We start from the raw sequence: 19485 nt of genomic DNA, 5'->3' as shown, positions 1-19485 counted from the left end.
CGTTTCAGGAAAGGAGGGGTAGCCGGAACATATGAATCATGCAAAACAATTGAAGCGCAGGCTTACGGCAGCTATGATCGCATTGCTGATTGCCTTTATGGCGATGCTTGCGGCTACCTATGCCTGGTATGTGTACAATACCGGACGCCATACCACCAATGTGCGTATGGCAGCCGGTGCAGGTGCCAATCTGCAGATCAGCAATGCTTATAATGGAACTTATGGATCAGCGGCCGTCCTGAAAGATTTTTCCGGTCAGCTGGAGCCGGTATCGACAAACCGGATCATCAATGGTTTTCAGAAGGTCCTGGCATTCACTGGCGGTGCGCAGGATCAGCCGGAGCTGGTGGCCAATATCTTCGGAGATGTGGAGAAGAACGAATATTATCGGACCAGTCTTTTTCTGCGGACCAACGGATCGGATACCGATATTTATGTGTCGGATATTGGATTTGAAGATAGCAACGAAAACAGTCCGATCTCATCTGCTATCCGAGTGGGGCTGGTGGTACATAAGCCAGGAGAGAATCAGGTGCCTCAGGAAGAATACATTTTTGCCATCAGTGACAAGAAGAATCCGGAGGCAGAGTACAACACAGCAACCGGTAAGGAAGGCTATGTACTTGATTCCGTCAGGAAGGACGGCAGTACGGTCGACTTTACACCGTACACTTCGGATGCCTACTGTATCTACAATCAGAATACAGGAGTGGTTACATTAAAAAAGAAGTCTCAGAAACTCTGCACTATATCCGGTTCAGGAGACGGGAAAACCGGAACACCGATAGAGATTGAGATCTATATCTGGCTGGAAGGGTGCGACGAGGACTGCACCAGCAATCTGTGCAGCCAGACATTAAAGAATCTGGCAGTATCATTTGCCGGAGTTACCAAAGACCAGGGATAAAGTAAGACAGAAAGGAAGGCACTGCCTGTGAGTAAGGAAGTTCAGAAATTAAAGCATTCTCTTGGAATGTCCATGGTGTGGATTCTGCTGATCCTGCTGATCATCACCGGATCCACCTATGCGTGGTTTACATTTGCGGGCAGAGCTTCTACCAATGTCACCCCTATGGGGGGAAGTATCGGCAGCGGAAAAAGTTCCCTGCTGATTTCCAATCATCAGAGCGGGACTTTTGACAAGACCTGTGAACTGCAGTTAACCGGTAATCCGGATACCTTAAAACCGCTCTCTACAGCGGACTTGAATCAGTTTTTTACAGCAAAAGCACAGGACAACCAGGGGATTACGGTGCTATACCGTAGTGCAGACAGCGAGGTTGACCAGAGTGCGCTTCATGGAACGGTATATCTTCAGTGTCTCAATGCCCCATGTGAGGTATACTTTAATAAAGAAGAATTGAATTTGGGAAATGACGTTCAAGTTCTGGCGGCTATGCGGCTGGGTCTGAAGATTACATCTCATACAGGTACACAGAATCTTATTTTTCAGTTAGACGATTTGGGAGCAACCGGGAATGCACAGTCAGTGAGAACGATTTCACGAGCTTCAGCAGTCGTATCATCCATAGCTTCATCAGGCAAAGCCAGTTATGTGGATGATCCGGCCCTTAAGATCGGAGCGTATATGGCTCAGGCAGGAGCCTACGAGAATGAATATGATCCGGGAAGCACAAGCCTTTGCGCATTAGACAAAGACGAGGTGGCAACGGTGGAATATTGGCTGTATTTGGAAGGTTGTGATGAGCAGTGTTCCAATCCGGTACAGAATAAAGCAACTGAGATCCGGCTGGCATTTGCAGGGGTGGATGCAGAGGAAAAGCAACAGTAAGAAAATTGCCGGATATGCTGAAACGGCAGGAAAATAGGTGCTGCAGGCAGAGAAAAAGTAATCAGGCTGTGAGTGGCAGGGAATAGAGAAGGAGAAAAACATGAAGCATATGTTCAGGACCTGGTTCCTGAGTGTGACGTCCATTGCGGCGTTACTGGCACTGGCGGCGACCTATGCCTGGTTTACATCCAACCGTGCAGTGTCTACCAGTGTGGCGACTGCGAGATCCGGTGAGGAGACTCTGGAGCTTCAGATCAGCAGCCGTGGAGGAAGCGGTTTTCAGAGTATGGATACTGCGGCGATCCAGCAGGTGAATCAGACCAGCGCAACGTACCTGATGCCAGTCTCTACAGCGGATCTGGTGAATTTTGTCTATGTGCCAATGACCGTGAACGGCAATGCGTCCACATTCGAGGAAGTAAAAGAGGAAAAATATTATTATCACGGACGTGTATATCTGCGTGCCCAGGGAACGGGCTGGCCACAGGGAACCAGGATGAACCTATATCTGGACCAGACAGACGGATTTCTGGGAAGGAACACGGACGGAAAGATGCTCAGCGCAGCACGTCTGGGACTGATGTTTGACGGGGATGCATCAACAGCTGCGATCCTCAGGCTGACAGAAGAAGAACTCGGCAGTAAGCAGGTGTATAATACCGTGATCAATGGGAAGACGCTGGGGAAGAATCAGGTGCTTTCATCAAAAAACCATACGGTGCAGGCTGTGACAGATCCCAGTGTATCAGTAGCGGACTATACGGTATCGTTTGGCAGTGAGGATATACAGATTCCGGAAAAAGCACTGTTGTCTATGGAACTGAATAAGGTCTATACGGTGGACGTGTATTTTTATCTGGAAGGCTGCGATCCTGACTGCTCAGATGCCATTGATTTTCAACAGGCAGACCTTCATCTGGCCTTTTATGGAATGGTTGAGGAGGTAACAGGATGAGTGAGATACCGCAGAATGAAAAAGTAGTCCGCAGCCGTCTGTTGACGTCGATACTGCTGGTTTTGCTGGCACTGGTGGCCATTACGGCAGCAACAGTGGCCTGGTTCTCGATTGCAGATAAGGCGAAGGTCAAGACCATGAGCCTGGATATCATAGGTGATCTGGATCTGAAGATGGATCTGGATGCGCACAGCACCATAGACCAGTATAAGAAGACATTGTCATTTACAGACATTGCAGCGAGAATTCAGCAGGAAAAAGGATTTTCCATGAAAGAAGTGCCGCTGGATCCGGTGACCACATCCGATGCAAAGACATTTACATTTGAAAATGGAAGTACAGCGTCTGATACCAGTGGATCCTATCTGGAATTCACATTGCATTTTATGGCAGAAAAAGATATGCTGGTACATCTGACCAGCGCCGACAGCAGTGACGGAGCAGATGACGGTACGGCTATTGTTTCACAGAATACCGCACTTCCACAGGCGATGCGGATCAGTTTTACGGCGGACGGACAGACCTGGATCTATGATCCCGGTATGACAGATACAGTCAGTCAGTCGGGGGATACGAAGACATTTGGACTGCCGGCGGCATCGTCCATGAAGCTGACAGAGAATAATGTCATGTTTTCTTTAAAAGAAGGTGTGGATAAGGCAGTACTGGTACATGTATGGCTGGAAGGAACAGATGAAGCCTGTACCGATGAACTGAAAGAAGCAGAATATGCCATCCGGCTTCGATTTACCGGAGAAGATACCAGTACAGATCAGGAGAACGGATAAGGATGACATATATTTTGACAGCAGAGGTTTACGGAAAGAACAGAATAGGATAGAATAAAAGATAGAAAAAGCAAGGGAGAAAGAAACAAATGAAAGCTTTAAAACGTATCGGAACTGTGGTGCTCAGTGTAATCTTATGGGCCATCATATTGATTGCCGCACTTTATGCCTTCACGACGATGGCAACGAAGGATAACACCAATGTGGCGAACCTGTTTGGGTATACCCCTCTGGTAGTAGAGTCAGATTCTATGGCACCTACATTTTCAGCAGGCGATCTGATCTTTATTCGTAAGTGTGATCCTGCAGAACTGAAAGAGGGCGACATTATCTGTTTCCATACAATCATCGAGAACCAGTATGCACTGAATACCCACCGCATCCAGAGCATTGAGACGGTGGGAGATGCGAGAAGCTATACTACCATCGGTGATAATAATGATGGTATTGCCGATCAGCATGTGATCTCTGACGGGGATATTGTCGGTAAATATGTGGGACATCTGACAGGAGCTGGCAAAGTTATGGACTTTCTGTCCAGCAGCACCGGATTCCTGGTAGTTATTGTACTGCCGATGCTGCTGTTCTTTATCTATCAGGTATATAATCTGATTATGATCAGTATCCGTCTGAAGAAGGCCATTGCCGTAGAGACTGCACAGGAGCAGGAACTGGCAAGACAGCAGGTGGAAAAACAGGCAGAAGAGAAGCAGGCAGAGCAGGAGAAGGCTCAGAAGGAAAAAGAAGAAGCGCAGGCTGCACTGGAAGAAGCCCGTAGAATGAAGGAAGAGGCAGAGGCACTTCGTGCTCAGGCGGAAGCAGAACTTGCAAAAGCGAAGGGGCAGAAGCAGAACGGGGAGGATGAAAAACAGTGAGTAGCTTTTTAAAATTTGCTTATGAGCTGTTGTCTCAGGTTGTATATAATATCGTATCCTGGCTGGTGGCGTTCCTGAATCTGTTTATCACGGGCTGGGTACAGTATTTTCTGATTTTTAAGACGTATTTTTTCAGTTTTGGTATACCGCAGAAGATTCTCTCAATACTGTTGATGATTCTGCTGTTTGCCATTCCGGTTACGATTCTCATACTGCTGGTGCGCAAGGCCATCATGCATCATCAGCTGAAGGCAGACAAGACGGATAATGCCGCTCTCTATAAAGAGATTGGCAGACTGAACAAGCAGGTGCTGTCTCTTATGGATGAAAAGAACAGCATCCTTGCCCTGAAGGTAAATGCTATGGGCGGTACGAAACGGATTCCGTACGTGGGAGCATCTGCCCTTACAGATGATGTGATTCCTACGCTGGATAATGTAACCGGCGGTGCAGGAGCAGCGTCAGGAGTATCAGGTGTGGCGGCTACGGTGGAAGGAGCATCAAGTGAAGCAATGTCAGCCGGACCGGTTTCACAGGCAGTTCTGGATCATGCACCGGTGGTGAAGGCTGTAGTGACAGAGCAGAAAGACAAAGTACTTACCAGTCGTTTTCCAAAACTTACACTGGTGGATCAGGAGTATGCAGATTATCAGTATCCGGTATACGATGATGAAGTGACACTGGAAGAATTTGTGAACAGATACCGCCTGTATGCGGCAAGCCAGCTGGGACTGTATTACACTCCTGAGATTATACGAAGATTCGTGGCGGGTATGGCATCCAGCAAGCTTTTGATTCTGGAAGGTATCTCCGGTACCGGTAAAACCAGTTTGCCATATTCTTTCAGCCGATATCTGAACAACCCGGCAACCATTGTGTCGATACAGCCGTCTTACCGTGACCGTACGGAGATTCTGGGTTATTTTAATGAATTTTCAAAGAGATTCAATGAGACTGAGTTCTTAAGGGCGTTATATGAGGCCAATTACCGTCCGGATCCGACGCTGATTGTACTGGATGAGATGAACCTGGCACGTATCGAGTATTATTTCGCCGAGATGCTGTCTGTACTGGAAATGCCGAGCAAGGATGAATGGGTACTGGATCTGGTGCCTACAGCCTGGGACGGTGATCCGAAGCTCCTGGATGCAGGTAAAATTCATGTGGCAGATTCCACATGGTTTATCGGAACGGCAAATAACGATGACTCTACCTTTACCATCACGGATAAGGTATATGACCGTGCGATGCCGATTGAATTGAATGAAAGGGCGGATGCCTTTGAATGTGATCCACAGCCAGGCTGTGATGTGACAGCGGAACATCTTCAGTATATGTTCCAGAGGGCAAAAGTGGAGCATCCGATCAGTGATGAGATGCTGGATAATCTACAGAAGCTGGATCAGTATCTTCAGACCCGTTTCAAGCTGGCTTTCGGAAACCGTATCATGAAGCAGATGTATGATTTTATTCCGGTCTATGTGGCATGCGGTGGAACGGAACTGGGAGCCATGGACTATATTATCGCAAGAAAAGTACTGAAGAAGTTCGAAAGTATGAATGTCAGCTTTGTGCGTGATGAGATTACAGGGCTGATTAATTACATTGAAAAGACATTTGGAAAAGCAGGTATGGAGGACAGTAAGGCATATCTGCACAGAATACAGAATCTGTATTAATGAAGTGAAATGAGGAAGAAACGATGGAGACTACGATTAATGATTTATACCTGAAGTATACCGATGGGGTAGGACAGGCACTGGAGGAAGACAGGTATTTTCAGTATCTGTATGAGATGGTACAGGCCGGAGACAATACCCTGCAGCAGAAGAACCGTATTCTCCATAAGGTGGTAGATGAGCGCTGGCTGGGAGTGGTGGAAGACAGCCTGGATTCGATTTTTAATATTATAGACAAACCACGCCGTTTTGTTACCACATCAGAAGAGGTGGTGCCGGTGGCTCTGGCCAAGAAGATTACCGCAGACAGCGTGCGGCATCTGAGCATGAATACACAGTTTATAGCATCTGATGAAAATGGGGATATTCAGCCGACAAGGATTCTGAATGTGACCACAGAAGAGAGCTACGACCTGTATGAGAATCGGTTTGTATACCATCTGATTCAGCGTCTGTTTACCTTCGTAGATAAACGTACGGATGTAATCTTCTGGTCCACCGGAGATGAGATCTGCAATACCATGAGCATGGAAAGTAAAGTAGATGATGCTTATGAAGAGATTTCCTATAAGATTGAGATGACGATCAAGAACCGTCAGAGTTTTGCTGAGAATGACAGTGACAATATGGATGTCTTCAAAAGAATCGATCGTGTGCGCCGTATGGCACGTACGCTGCGATCCAGCTCCTTCTGTGAACTGATGGCGGGCTGTTCCATGGTGCGAAGCCCGATTCAGAGAACCAACCTGATGATGAAGGATCCGGATTACCGGAAGTGTTATCAGCTGTGGCAGTTTATTGAGAGTTATGATGAAGCAGGATATACGATTGAGGAACGTGACACGGCTCTGGAATTCGATGAAGAATACCTGATCCAGATGTATACAAACCTGATTACCAACTATACCGTATTTAAGAGTCTTTTGGAATCGGATCCGCGTAAGATGCATGAGATTGCGGAACTGAAACGGGAACCGGTAAAGCCGAAGTTTATCAAGGAGATCAAAGAGGAGATCGTTGATGATTATAATATTCCGGATGTGGAGGTGCGCAAGGTGATTATCGAAGAAGTCACTCAGGCGCAGCTGGATGCGGAAGCAAAGCTGGAAGAAGAGACAGCCAGAAGAGAGGAACTGGAGCAGACCATTTCCGATCTGAACTGGCAGATGGATTCTCTGAACCAGCAGATGCAGTATCTGGAAGATATGAGAGCACAGATGGAAGAAGAGATGGAGCAGCTGCAGAGTCAGTTTGAATCAGAGCAGTCTGCAAGAATAACGGCAGAAGAGACTATTGAGAAGACGAAGACTGAGGCAGAAAGTGCAATGGCAGCAGCGAGACTGGAAGCAGAGAAGCTGGTGGATACTGCAAGAAGCGAGGCGAAAGAGATCGCAGATGCAGCGCAGAAGGAAGTCACAGAACTGACAGAAAAGAAGAAGCAGGCAGAAGACCGGCTGAGAGAAGAGAAGAAGCAATCAGCGAAGCAGCTGGAAGCTCTTGAATGGGATCTGAAGGCAGAAAGAGAAGCAAGGATCCGGATTGAGAAGGCGGCGGAAGAAGAAAAGAAAGCAGCCGAGAAGAAGCTGGCTGAAGTACAGAAGAATGCTGACCGGAAGCTGACGGAGACGAGGCGTACTGCCGATCAGAAGCTGGCAGAGACAAAGAAAGCGGCAGACCAGAAGCTGTCTGAGGCAAGGAAAGCGGCACGGCAGAAGCAGGCAGAAGCAGACAAAGCTGCAGAAGAAAGAATTGCTGCCATAAGGGAAGAAGCAGAAAGCAGATGTCAGAAGGCAGAAAAAGAAAAGGAAAAGGCACTTGCAAAGGCAGAAGCGAACAGCCTTTCCCATTACATCCGGGACGTTCTTCAGGAACGTAAGGAGAAGAAGAACGCAAAAGAGGATAAATAGTATATGCTGAAAAAAGTAATATATGGCATCATCAACACCGTTTCCATTGTGATTATAATGGCAGCGGTGCTTGTGTTATGTATGGTTGTAATGACAAAGCCGGGAAAAGCACCGGAGATATATGGATATTCCGTCCTGCGTGTTATGACCGGAAGTATGGAACCGACCTATCCGGTGGATACCCTGATTGTAGTAAAGAAGACAGATCCGGCAGAGATCCGGGAAGGAGATGTGATCTCTTTTTATTCGTCGGATCCGGCGCTGGATGGTGCAGTGAATACACATCGTGTCGTCAACGTGAAACAGGAAGACAACCAGTGGATCTATACGACCAAAGGAGATGGCAATAATGTGGCGGATCCCTATGAGGTAAAATCCGGTGATCTGATCGGTAAGGTGATATATGACTCCCTTCCCTTTGGAAAACTGTCACGTCTGACTGCCAATCCACTGATATTTATTCCCCTGATCCTGCTTCCGCTTGCCGTGATTCTGGTTACGAATCTGGTCCGTACGATTTCGCTGGCAGGTAAAATCGCAAAAGAAGAGGAAGAACGGGCAGTAAAGGAAGCAATTCAGAGTATTCGGGATAAACAGCAAAAAGAATAGAGAGCAGCGAATATGGAAGCATATTATTACCAACATATGAATAAGACACAGCAGGCGGCGTATCACAGTCTGTTAAAAGGAGTGCAGGATCTGGAAACAGAGATTCAGCTTCCGCAGATGGACGGAGAAAGCCTGTACCAGGTGTTTTTCCGGATGCGGCTGGATCACCCGGAGGTGTTCTGGCTGACGGGATATAAGTACAAATATTACAAGGATTCCCCCAATCTGATTTTTGTGCCGGAATATCTTTTTGAGAAAGAAAAAGTCCGGGAGCACCAGAAGGCGATGAAGGCCAGAGTGGAGAAACTTGTGCGTCCGGCAGTGAATCTGTCTGACTTTGAAAAGGAAAAATACGTGCATGATTTTATCTGTGAAAATGTGCGTTATGATAAGCTGAAAAAAGCATATTCTCATGAGATCATTGGGCCTCTCGGGCAGGGGGTAAGTGTCTGTGAGGGAATTGCCAAAGCAGTAAAAGTGCTGCTGGATGCGCTGGGCGTGTGGTGTATCATTGCCATCTGTGGCAACAATCCGGAAAAAGGCATTAAGTACCGTCACACCTGGAATGTGGTAAAGATAGGAGGAGTGTATTATCATCTGGATACGACGTTTGATAATACGCTGGGAAAAGATGGAAAAGAAATCCGGTATGATTATTTTAATCTGGATGATCAGCACATCTTCCGGGATCATGAACCACTGATTGCCCCGGCACCTGCATGTACGGATCATGATCATTTCTATTATAAAGAGAAAAAGCTGTCTTTTACGAAACAGGAAGATGTCTATAAGCGGGCACTTCAGGCTGCCAAAAAGGGAAAAATACTGACCTTTCACTGGCGTGGAGGATATTTTACCAGAGAAGTCTTCCAGGAATTGCTGGAACTGATCCGAAAGGCCGGAAAAGAGAAAAATAAGACGGCGCTTCTTCAGGTAAACTGGGCGCAGGCCGTCATACGGCTGCACTATGAAGAGGCGCAGGTGGAAGAAGAGATCTGGATGGAAGAAGCCAATGAAGGTGAGAAAGAATAAAGTGTTATGAAGAAAGAAAAATTGACGCCCTCAATAGCGTAAACGGATTGGATAAAGGTATCTGCATAGAACAGGGCGGCGCCTGCCTGAAAAGTGTGTGTCATGTTTATCATGGCATGCACTTTTTTAATGCAATAACGTAAAAATTGTGCATTTTGAACAATTCTTAATCTTATAATTCATTATTTTATCAATTTACACAAATAAAATCCTCTGTTATTATATACATACCGACAGTCGCCGACTAATAGTATGTAAAATACAAGGAGGATCATTATGGACACAAAAGTCTCCAACAAACCTAAAATTGCCATCGCAGCGATGTCACTGCTTGCCATGGCATCTCTTGGTATTACACCGGCATTGTCCTCAATCGCAGGTGCATACCCGGACATCAGCCAGAATACTATGGCACTTTTGCTCACATTACCAACTATCACAGTTATGATCGCATCACTCTTTGTTTCCAAACTGAACCAGTATCTGTCTAAAAAGAAGCTGGCACTGCTTGGAATTCTGATTGTGATCATCAGTGGCCTAATACCATACTTTATCACAGACTTTACAGTAGTACTGATTACCAGAGCAATTCTTGGCATCGGTGTAGGTATTGTGAATCCTGTTGCAGCCAGTCTTCCGATGGATCATTACTCTGAGGGAAAAGACAGAGATCAGGCGCTGGGTATCCAGTCTGCTTTCAGTGGTGGCAGTGCCATACTGTTTACCATGATTGGTGGCTATCTTGCTGTATCTGACTGGAAAATGTGCTACCTGGTTTACCTTGCACCGATTGTACTTTTCGTTATTGTAGCGATGGCTCTTCCTGATCTTGGACCGATAAAGCAGGAAAATACAGGTAAATTCATCATTGAAAAAGCAGGTCTCATTTACACACTGTTTATCTTTGTGTACATGGCAATGTTCAATACACTTTCATTAAATGTATCTTATCTTGTTACGGATGCCGGCGGATCATCTCTTGAATCTGGATATGTAACAAGTGCATTTTCATTGCTGGCATTTCTGGGCGGTCTTGTTTTTGCCTATGTTGCCAGACTTTTCCAGAGATTTACTCTGGCCTTCGGACTGGCACTTTCCGGTTTGGGACTTATTATCATGGGGACAGCAGCCAGCATACCTGTTATGATCATCGGTGCAGCAGTTTGTGGTATCGGCATGTGTACGGTAATGCCGTCCTGTATTGGTAAAGTGGGAGCAAAATCATCACCGGGAGCAGTAACCTTTGCTATTGCACTTTTCATGGCGGGTTCCAGTATCGGACAGTCTGCTACTCCTTATGTAGTATCTGCCATGGTGAAGATATCTGGTGGAAATATTTCATCTTACTACGTGGTTCCGGGTATTGGAATTATTGTAATAGCTGTTATCAATGCTGTTTGTAATTTAAAGAAGGAGGATAAATAAATGATCACAGAAAGAGAAAACTTTTTTCGAATGCTTGACAAAAAACCATTAGACTATGTTTCACATCAGCCAGGTCTTCTGCAGATGATTCTGCCGACGCCGATACATGACCGTGCACCTGGATTTGGTACAGGTACAGACTGGTTTGGGGTGCACTGGACAGAAGATCCGGATATGCCAATGATGCCGCTTCCGACAGAAGGACTGCCTCATGTACTGGAAGATATTGAAGACTGGCATGACATCCAGTGGCCGGATCTCAGTGAGGAAGACTGGGAAGAAGGATATAAAAAAGATGTTCCGGTAAGGGATCCAAACAGAATACTCTGTGCCATGATGGTTTCTGGTCCGTTTGAAAGGCTCCATGACCTTATGGGGTTTGAAGGTGCGCTCTGTGCACTTCTGACAGATCCGGAAGAATGTGAAGCATTTTTCTCGAAATTATGTGATTTCAAGATTGAACAGATCCGTTATTTGAAAAAATATTATGATATTGATATGGTTCATTTTCAGGATGACTGGGGCAGCCAGAAGGATCTTTTCTTCTCACCGGATATCTGGAGGGAACTCATCAAGCCACATGTAAAACGAGTGATTGATGCGGCACATGAAGTAGGAGTCTGCTTCGATATGCACAGTTGTGGCAAGATTGACCGCATCGTAGATGAGATCATTGAAATGGGTGTGGACGTACTTGACCCGGTACAGCCAGTAAATGATCTTGTTCTCTGGCATGAAAAATTCAAAGACAAAGTAATCTTCATGGGCGGATTGAACGCACAGGATGTCATCGACCGACAGGATGTCACAGAGGAGCAGATTCAGAAGGAAGTAGAAGAAAAAATCGATCTCTTTTCTACAGATGGATACTATATTCCATTTGCAGTTGCCCTCACACCGAATGTCATGAAAGCTCTGGATCACTCGTTCATGTATGGACGTACCTTCTATCATAAGGATGAAGAGCATCAGCAGGCAGTAGAAGAATTCAGGAAGGAACTGGCAGAAAAAACAGAAGATATGGCAGCATCTGTGGTTCCCGGAACGGACATGAAAGTAAAATAACAGTAGTTTTTTTACCGGATAAGTTGACTATCCCGCTGTTCCTTGGTAGCATAAAATTATTATACTTGGAAAGCAGGATATTATGGAACAGGAAAAACTAACTCAACGTAAACAACAGGCTCTGGATACACGCAGGAAAATTTTCAACACTGCATTAAATCTTATCAAAGAAAAAGGATTTGACAAGGTAAGCGTAGATGACATCTGTGCAGCCTGTGGTGTATCCAAAGGAGCTTTCTATCATCATTTCAAATCCAAACTGGACATCATGTCCGAATCAGAAAGCCTTATCAATGACATGCTGGAAAATATACAGATCCATGAATCCGACGGATCTATTAAAGAAAAGCTTTTGATTCTTATGGGTTCGATTCTTGATGTAGTAGAAAAATCCGGTGTAGAAGTCACAAGACAGCTTACCGTTGTGACCACAGGAGGTCACTATATCCAGCAGGAAAACCGCAATACATTTGCTATCCATACCAGAAAACTGATTCAGCAGATCCTGGCAGAAGCAGTAGAAAAAGGAGAATTATCTCCTGAGACAAACAAAGAAGCCAGTACTGAAATTATCATGACCTTTCTGTCCGGCATGATAGCAGACTGGTGCATCTTTAACGGGGCATATTCTATCAGTGAAAAAGGATGGTGGCTTTCACCGATGATTATCGATGCACTGCTGTGATCCTGTGGGGACGGAGTTCCCATTGGCTTTCTGGAACAGGAAGCATATAATAAGAAAAACGGTAACTGTCCAGAACCTGCTGGCTTTGTAGCTGAGAAGGTACTGAACAGTTACGAAAAATGTTTTAAGATCGGGAATTATGAATAATCAGGTATTGGATTCGCAGTTGAATCTGGCTTTTAATGCCACATCGGAGGAGTTAGAAAAATCACTGGAACTGGATGTTGGATTTGACAGCCGAACCAGACAGTGGGAGGCCATTGTACGGTATGCAGGAACAGCCGAACAGAACGGAGATACAGAGAAGAGGCGCACAGAGAGAGGTATCGGAAATACACTTTCTCTCCGGGATGAGCCGGAAGGTTTTGAACAGGCATCTGTAACCTGGTTATCCGGTGGGTACGGTATTGTCCGGGGGACGAAAGAAGCAATCGATGCACTGAGCCAAAATCCATTTATAGAATATATTGAGAAACCGAAACGGTTGTATTTTGCCACAGAACAGGGGAAACTTGCCTCCTGCATGGAACCATTACAGTCCGGATTCAGTTTTTCTTTATTTGGTCAGGGAATCCTGATTGCAGTCTTGGATTCAGGGATTGATTATACGCATCCGGAATTTCGGAACCCAGATGGCAGTACTCGTATACTGGCCGTCTGGGATCAGACCGGAAACGGGAATCCACCGGAAGGATTTGAACTTGGGACAGAATACAGTCGTGAGGAAATGAATGAAGCGCTGAGGAACATAGACAATGCAGAGGCACAACTTTCGATCAGAGATCTCAGCGGACATGGAACAGCAGTAGCTGCTATTGCTGCAGGAAACAGTGGCGTGGCGTCGCAGGCACAGATTTTAATTGTAAAACTTGGAAACCCGGCACCGGATTCTTTTCCAAAGACCACAGAACTGATGATGGCGGTGGAGTATGCTTATCGAAAAGCATTAGAAGTACAGATGCCATTGGTGATTAATTTAAGTTTCGGAACAGTATACGGTCCGCACAATGGAACAGGATTGCTGGAAACTTATCTGGATGAGATGATGGGGCGTTGGAAATCTGTAATTGTGGCAGGAACAGGCAATGAGGGAAATGCGGCAGGGCATACGGCAGTGACGCTGCAGGAAGGAGTTCAGACAGAAATTCAGTTTGGAGTGGCAGCAGGAGAGGCAGGGCTGAATGTACAGCTCTGGAAAAATTATACGGATCAGTTTGACATATATCTGCGTGCACCGGATGGGACACAGATCGGACCGTTGTATGAGAATATGGGACCGCAGAGATACCGCATAGGGCAGACGAATCTGCTGATTTACTATGGAAAGCCATCTCCATTTATGATCTCTCAGGAGATCTTTTTTGATTTTATACCGGTTAATGATTATGTGACGGCAGGCGTATGGCGCATCATTCTGGAACCACGGCGCCTGACAGACGGCAATGTCGATCTGTGGCTGCCATCAGCAGGAACATTGAACCCTGCAACCCGTTTTTACAGACCGACAGCAGAGAATACCCTGACAGTACCGTCCAGCGCAGGAAAAGTGATTGCAGTAGGGGCTTACGATTCCAGAAGCAGAATCTATGCGCCATTTTCAGGAAGAGGCAATCCGCCTGGGCGTCCGCCCCTTCCGGCGTTGTCTCAGATACGCCCGGATCTGGTGGCACCGGGCGTTGACATCCAGACAGCGGCAGTCGGAGGCGGTTACACATCCGTGACAGGAACTTCCTTTGCCACGCCCTTCGTATCCGGTGCAGCAGCCATGCTGATGCAGTGGGGGATCATAGACAGAAACGATCCCTATCTATATGGTGAAAAAGTGCGGGCGTATCTGCAGAGAGGAGCACAGAGACTGCCAGGGTATAGGCAATGGCCAAATAATATCGTGGGGTATGGGGAGGACGTTATAATAAGGTTACATTGAAGAAAGTCAGTAAAATCAAGTGTTTCCGTTCATTTTCCCAACACAGAAACGAAGCACTTTCACCATGATTTTGAAGAAAATCTGCCCGGGTTTGATTTAAAATGATATGGAAAGAAAGATTTGTAGCAATGACGTAACATGAACATCTGGTTCTGTTACAGATAAAAGTTTAAACGAAAGAGAGGTCTTATGAATATGAAACTGACTTATACAAATGTAAATGGATGGACTACAATTTCTCATAGTTCATCGGCTCTGTGACTGTGTGTCAGGCTCTTTGATAACTATTTTTTCTTATTGTTCTTCCATGTTTTGTATATAACATTGGAAACAGGAAGTAAAACACATATAGCTACAAACCAATCTGGAAAATGTGGCATAATCTCAATCCTCCTTATCTTATACAAGATTGAATATAGCCGCTGCAATGCAGATAGCAGCAACGATAAGTGATACAATAATTCGTAAAATGGAAAAACTATACAATTTTTCTGGATTTTGCGTGTCATAACGCACGGTAATGGTTGTTCCAATCTGTGACGCCATTGGTACTTGTATGCAGTTTTGGGACTGATACGTTCTTCCATTCACTTTATACGAAACGGTCGCCCATTTTGAATTACGAAATTTTGAGTTTTCTGGATTTATTGTTTTGAAAGAAATAATCGTACCGACGGTTTGTGCCGTTTTGTTTCCTTTAAAAAAAAAATTGAATACAGTTTATCAATCCAAAACACGATGCTATCACAGCAATGACATAAAGAAAAATAGTATCTCTATCCATAGTCTCACCTTCTTTCTTTATCACGCCAAGTCTGCTTTATCGTAAATCTTTATAGACAAAGATGCTGATATTGCTAAAATCGCAAAACCAATAAGGACAATACCGCCATAAACAAGGTATGGGGAAAACATAGAGAGGAAGTTTAAGTTTAGACTTCCTGCTCTCATAAACAGTGGCAGAATAAATGGCGAAGCCATAATAATCACCCCAAAGGCAAACTTTGTTTTTTCATATCCAAACTTATACTGTATTGGCAAATAAATACCAATAAAAACAGATACAATAAGAAACATAAATGCAAACAGCTTTGTATCTGATGTTCCTAATCCGGGCATAAACAAGGTTTCAAGTTCAAAAACGATACAACAGATTGCATATATAGCCATGCAAAAAATGTATTTTGATGAAACTATTGCTTTCCGTGAAAATGGTGTGGCACATAGTAATGTCGCAGCTTTTGGAAATTGATACTCTTTTAGGGATACATATTGCAACAGCATGAAAACGCCAAAAATGACAGAAAGAATAAATCCAAAAACTCCCGTAAACTCCGGTGTCCGCCAACGCATGACAGGTGGGATAAGTGCAATAACTACAAGCATAATCAGCACATATTTTTTTACAATCAGAAAATCCTTTTTTAGTAGGGCGAACAACATCACTTTTCACCTCCGATATTTCCAAGCATAATATCCTCAATCGTCGGACGCTCAACCATAATGTTGGGAATATAAGACCGTACTTCGGATATTTGCTTTGTAATTCCTGTAAATCCAAAATCAGTTTCCGATATAGATAAAAAGAGCTTGCGAGTATCAGGTGTTAAAGCTCCACTATCACCTTTGACAATCCGATATGTGTCAAGCAAGGTATCCTTTTCCTCTCGAAAGACGATACGCCCGTTATCAATCATAATGAGCATATCGGCAATCTTATCAAGGTCAGAGGTGATATGTGTCGAAAAGAAAACACCTTTGCCGCCATTTTCCATGTACTCAGTTAAGATTTTCAAAAGCTGCCCCCTAACTAAAGGATCAAGTCCGCTTGTCGGCTCATCCATAATCAAAAGTTCTGCATTATGAGAAAGAGCTAAAGCAAGAGCATACTTCATTCTCATACCTTTGGAAAGGCTATTGATTTTTTGCTTCGGGTCAAGCGAAAACATATCCATGTACCGCTTAAAATCCTGTTCAGACCATGAAGTGTACGCAGACGAAATAATTCCTTTCATTTCACTTAGCGAAAGTTCTTCGTAAAATCCCCCGCCGTCTAAAACTATACCAATACGGTCTTTGATTTCTCTTTCATTCTTATCCATGTCAAGACCGAAAAACTGAATTTTGCCGGATAGCTTGTTCGTCAGACCTAAAAGCGTCCGCAACGTTGTTGTTTTACCTGCTCCATTGACACCAATAAAACCTGTGATACACCCCTCTGGCAAAGAGAATGTCACATCTTTCAAAGAAAAATCGACATACGACTTATTTAAACCGCTGACTGTCAAAATATCGTTCATTTCAATCCTCCTCGTAAAGAATATCCATCATGGAATTAAGTTCTTCCTTACTGATTTTCAGTGATTTTGCTGTTTGTATCATATCCGCCATTTTTTGTTCTACAAGTCGTCGTTTGGAGTCACGGAGTAATTCAAGATTGCTTGTAGATACAAATGTCCCGATTCCTACTTGACTTACAATAAATCCCTCCTGTTCTAACTCCTCATATACCCGTCGAATTGTTAAGACGCTCACTTTCAAATCATTAGCAAAAGCCCGAATAGAGGGAAGTGCGTCCCCTTCAACCAATTCTTCTTTTAATATGGCGTCCTTAATCTGGTCTTTTATCTGTTGGTATAAGGGAGTGTCAGAAGTATTTGAAATTAGTATTTTCACAAATCCCCTCGCCCCTTTCTTTTAGTGTGATGTAATTACATACACATTATAAACAACAGGCACATTATTGTCAATATAATACTGAAAACAAACAGATAGAGAGGAATTACAGGGTTTTTCTTTACTCTCTTTTGGCAAAAAGGGGCTTCCCGTTGTAATAGATAACAAGGGATAAAACTTTCATAGCAAGCATAGGAAGCGAGTACCCACTTCCGTATTTTGCCCTGTAAAATTGCTTGTTGGGAAATGTCCCAAACCCTCGATATGAAAGGAGCGCTTGGATAAAATTAAATATACAGTGGATAAAAGTATTATATGGAATTGCATTGATACTTATTGGTATAATATTGGCTGCCCGGCATTTTATTGTGGCTGGAAATGGTATCGGATATTTCATTTCTGGCATATGTTAATTTTGAGGGTATTTCTAATTTGGATATTCGAAAAATATTTGGACTGGGAGAAAAAGAGAAAACGAAAGCATCTCGACTTCTTACCAGTGCTGTTGACGGAGGCTATATTAAAGTAATGGATCCGGATACTGCACCAAGGTATAAAGTAAGCGTCAAATAAAACAGTGTATAGAAAAATAACCGTCAGCCTTTTATACTAAAAGGTCAACGGTTATCGACAGAATTCTTTTACAAGAGGATTCCAAGGCAGATAATCATCCAGATATTCAGGATGTTCAAGAAAAGCACTCCCCGGCATGTCGGACAGGATATATTTTATATATTTCATCGGGGCAAGTCCATTCGCTTTCGCTGTCTCTACCAGTGTATAGATTCCTGCACTGGCTTCCGCCCCTTTCGGACTGCCGGAGAACAGCCAGTTCTTTCTGCCGATCACAAAGGGACGGATACAGTTTTCCGCAAGCGAATTACTGATGGAACAATTCCCGTCTTCCAGATAATTCCAAAAACCTTCACGGTTATTTAAGGCGTAATGAAAAGCTTTTGAAAGTTTGGATTTCGGCAGCTCTCCGATGGCACTTTTTTCTGCCCATGACCAAAAAGCCTCGAGAAGCGGTTTCTCGCGGATAAGACGTTCTTTTTTCTTCTGATCAGGAGGGAGCGCCTCCAACTCTGACTCTATGTTAAAGAGTTGATTCAGACGGAGGATTGCTTCCGCAGGTTTTGATGCTTCCGAATTATGGATGTCTTTTGGGAGCGCATCCACGAAAGCCCGGCGCAGATGCGTATAGCAAAGACATCTTTTTACTCCTGAAACTGCATTGTATCCGGAGTAAGCGTCTGTATGGATATAACCTTCATATTCCCTCAGAAACGCTTCCGGATATTTCCCGCTTCGTCCCGGCTGGTACTCGAAGTAGCGGATGGGATTTACGGCATCTCTGATGTTGCAGTAAACCCACATATAGGAATCGGACGTATTTTTCCGTCCCGGTTCTTTCAGCACCTGTACATGTGTTTCATCGATATGAAGGTATCTCTGTTTCAGAAGTTCCAGCTTCAGACGGTGGACGATGTGTACAAGCCAGTCCCGATAGACAACCAGAAGCCAGTTTGACATAGTCGCTCTGCTTAAACGTAATCCCAAAGCCTCCCATTCTTTTTCCTGTCTGTACAGCGGGATGCTTAATTCAAACTTCTGGTGGATGAGCCAGGTGATGGTAGATGCAGATGCCAGAGAATGCAGGACGGGAGGATATGGCACCGGAGCCTTCTCCATATAAGGAGTTCCGTTTTTCCGGCATGACCTGCATTCATACGTTTCCCGGTAATGGTCAATCACCTTGAGTTTTGCAGGGATAAACTGTACTTCCGTGCGGACGAATTCTTCCCCTACTTTCACCATCGTACTCCCGCAGTTATCGCATATCTGTTCCCTTTCATCTATGGTATGGAGTACTTTGCTGTGAGGGAGATTTTTTACCAGTTCTTCCCGCTGACCGGTGTACTTCCTTTTACGTAGGTGCTTCTCTATCTCAACAAGCTCCGGTTCGTGTGCATCAGGATCCGCACAGGTTTCGATTTCATTAAAAAGAGACATCTGCCCCTCGATTTCGAGAGTAGATGTCTTCTCGGATTTTGTTCCATAAAGTTTACG

General features: G+C 44.6%; 19 protein-coding genes. 14 read left to right on the top strand and 5 right to left on the bottom strand.

The features are described 5' to 3' along the window. The first annotated feature begins 31 nt into the window (after window positions 1–31). From H8716_RS06965 to H8716_RS06905, 13 genes are all read left to right on the top strand, one after another. Entirely contained in the window at window positions 32–907 is an 876-nt protein-coding gene (locus H8716_RS06965; RefSeq protein WP_249307846.1) for a hypothetical protein, read from the top strand. A gap of 27 nt (window positions 908–934) precedes the next feature. Next, entirely contained in the window at window positions 935–1792 is an 858-nt protein-coding gene (locus H8716_RS06960; protein WP_249307845.1) for a hypothetical protein, read from the top strand. A gap of 100 nt (window positions 1793–1892) precedes the next feature. After that, window positions 1893–2747, top strand: a complete 855-nt coding sequence (locus H8716_RS06955) for a hypothetical protein (protein ID WP_249307844.1) — start codon at window positions 1893–1895, stop codon at window positions 2745–2747. After that, complete coding sequence (locus H8716_RS06950) at window positions 2744–3535, top strand: hypothetical protein (RefSeq protein ID WP_249307843.1); 792 nt, start codon at window positions 2744–2746, stop codon at window positions 3533–3535. The genes H8716_RS06955 and H8716_RS06950 overlap by 4 nt, the downstream gene beginning before the upstream one ends. A gap of 89 nt (window positions 3536–3624) precedes the next feature. Next, window positions 3625–4410, top strand: coding sequence for a signal peptidase I (locus tag H8716_RS06945; protein ID WP_249307842.1), 786 nt, complete (start codon window positions 3625–3627; stop codon window positions 4408–4410). Then, the gene (locus H8716_RS06940; protein ID WP_249307841.1) at window positions 4407–6089 is read left to right on the top strand and encodes a hypothetical protein; all 1683 of its coding nucleotides are present in this window, start codon (window positions 4407–4409) and stop codon (window positions 6087–6089) included. Before H8716_RS06945 ends, H8716_RS06940 begins: the two co-directional genes overlap by 4 nt. A 23-nt stretch (window positions 6090–6112) precedes the next feature. Continuing rightward, on the top strand, window positions 6113–7996 hold the full coding sequence (locus tag H8716_RS06935; protein ID WP_249307840.1) for a DUF2357 domain-containing protein: 1884 nt from the start codon (window positions 6113–6115) through the stop codon (window positions 7994–7996). A gap of 3 nt (window positions 7997–7999) precedes the next feature. Further along, complete coding sequence (locus H8716_RS06930) at window positions 8000–8605, top strand: signal peptidase I (protein WP_249307839.1); 606 nt, start codon at window positions 8000–8002, stop codon at window positions 8603–8605. Between the two features lie 12 nt (window positions 8606–8617). Continuing rightward, a complete protein-coding gene (locus tag H8716_RS06925; RefSeq protein WP_249307838.1) occupies window positions 8618–9637 on the top strand; it encodes a transglutaminase domain-containing protein in 1020 nt (339 codons plus the stop codon). Between the two features lie 276 nt (window positions 9638–9913). Further along, window positions 9914–11062, top strand: coding sequence for an MFS transporter (locus H8716_RS06920; RefSeq protein ID WP_249307837.1), 1149 nt, complete (start codon window positions 9914–9916; stop codon window positions 11060–11062). Beyond that, window positions 11063–12127 (top strand): uroporphyrinogen decarboxylase family protein, encoded by a 1065-nt coding sequence (locus tag H8716_RS06915; protein WP_249307836.1) that lies wholly within the window; start codon window positions 11063–11065, stop codon window positions 12125–12127. An 82-nt stretch (window positions 12128–12209) separates the two neighbouring features. Next, the gene (locus H8716_RS06910; RefSeq protein WP_249307835.1) at window positions 12210–12812 is read left to right on the top strand and encodes a TetR/AcrR family transcriptional regulator; all 603 of its coding nucleotides are present in this window, start codon (window positions 12210–12212) and stop codon (window positions 12810–12812) included. Window positions 12813–12951: 139 nt separating this feature from the next. Further along, window positions 12952–14739 (top strand): S8 family peptidase, encoded by a 1788-nt coding sequence (locus tag H8716_RS06905; protein ID WP_249307834.1) that lies wholly within the window; start codon window positions 12952–12954, stop codon window positions 14737–14739. Window positions 14740–15138: 399 nt separating this feature from the next. On the opposite strand, the gene H8716_RS17855 is transcribed toward H8716_RS06905, so the two are convergent. The 4 genes from H8716_RS17855 to H8716_RS06890 form a co-directional block, all read right to left on the bottom strand. Beyond that, complete coding sequence (locus H8716_RS17855; protein ID WP_334299707.1) at window positions 15139–15387, bottom strand: DUF3592 domain-containing protein; 249 nt, start codon at window positions 15385–15387, stop codon at window positions 15139–15141. 156 nt (window positions 15388–15543) lie between these two features. Next, window positions 15544–16182, bottom strand: a complete 639-nt coding sequence (locus tag H8716_RS06900) for an ABC-2 transporter permease (RefSeq protein ID WP_249308026.1) — start codon at window positions 16180–16182, stop codon at window positions 15544–15546. After that, on the bottom strand, window positions 16182–17039 hold the full coding sequence (locus H8716_RS06895) for an ABC transporter ATP-binding protein (RefSeq protein WP_249307833.1): 858 nt from the start codon (window positions 17037–17039) through the stop codon (window positions 16182–16184). Before H8716_RS06895 ends, H8716_RS06900 begins: the two co-directional genes overlap by 1 nt. A 1-nt stretch (window position 17040) precedes the next feature. After that, window positions 17041–17415, bottom strand: a complete 375-nt coding sequence (locus H8716_RS06890; RefSeq protein WP_021908000.1) for a GntR family transcriptional regulator — start codon at window positions 17413–17415, stop codon at window positions 17041–17043. A 432-nt stretch (window positions 17416–17847) separates the two neighbouring features. On the opposite strand from H8716_RS06890, the gene H8716_RS06885 reads away from it, so the two are divergent. Then, entirely contained in the window at window positions 17848–17988 is a 141-nt protein-coding gene (locus H8716_RS06885; RefSeq protein WP_249307832.1) for a hypothetical protein, read from the top strand. Window positions 17989–18039: 51 nt separating this feature from the next. Here H8716_RS06885 and H8716_RS06880 read toward each other — a convergent pair. Further along, window positions 18040–19485: IS66-like element ISRob1 family transposase (locus tag H8716_RS06880; protein ID WP_249307831.1), on the bottom strand; the 1446-nt coding region annotated here is incomplete at its 5' end.

Origin of the sequence: Jingyaoa shaoxingensis (assembly GCF_014385005.1) — a bacterium.
GTDB classification, from domain to species: Bacteria; Bacillota; Clostridia; order Lachnospirales; family Lachnospiraceae; genus Marvinbryantia; species Marvinbryantia shaoxingensis.
The sequence above is the reverse complement of the archived record's forward strand: the minus strand, read 5'-3'. Positions and strand labels throughout refer to the sequence as shown.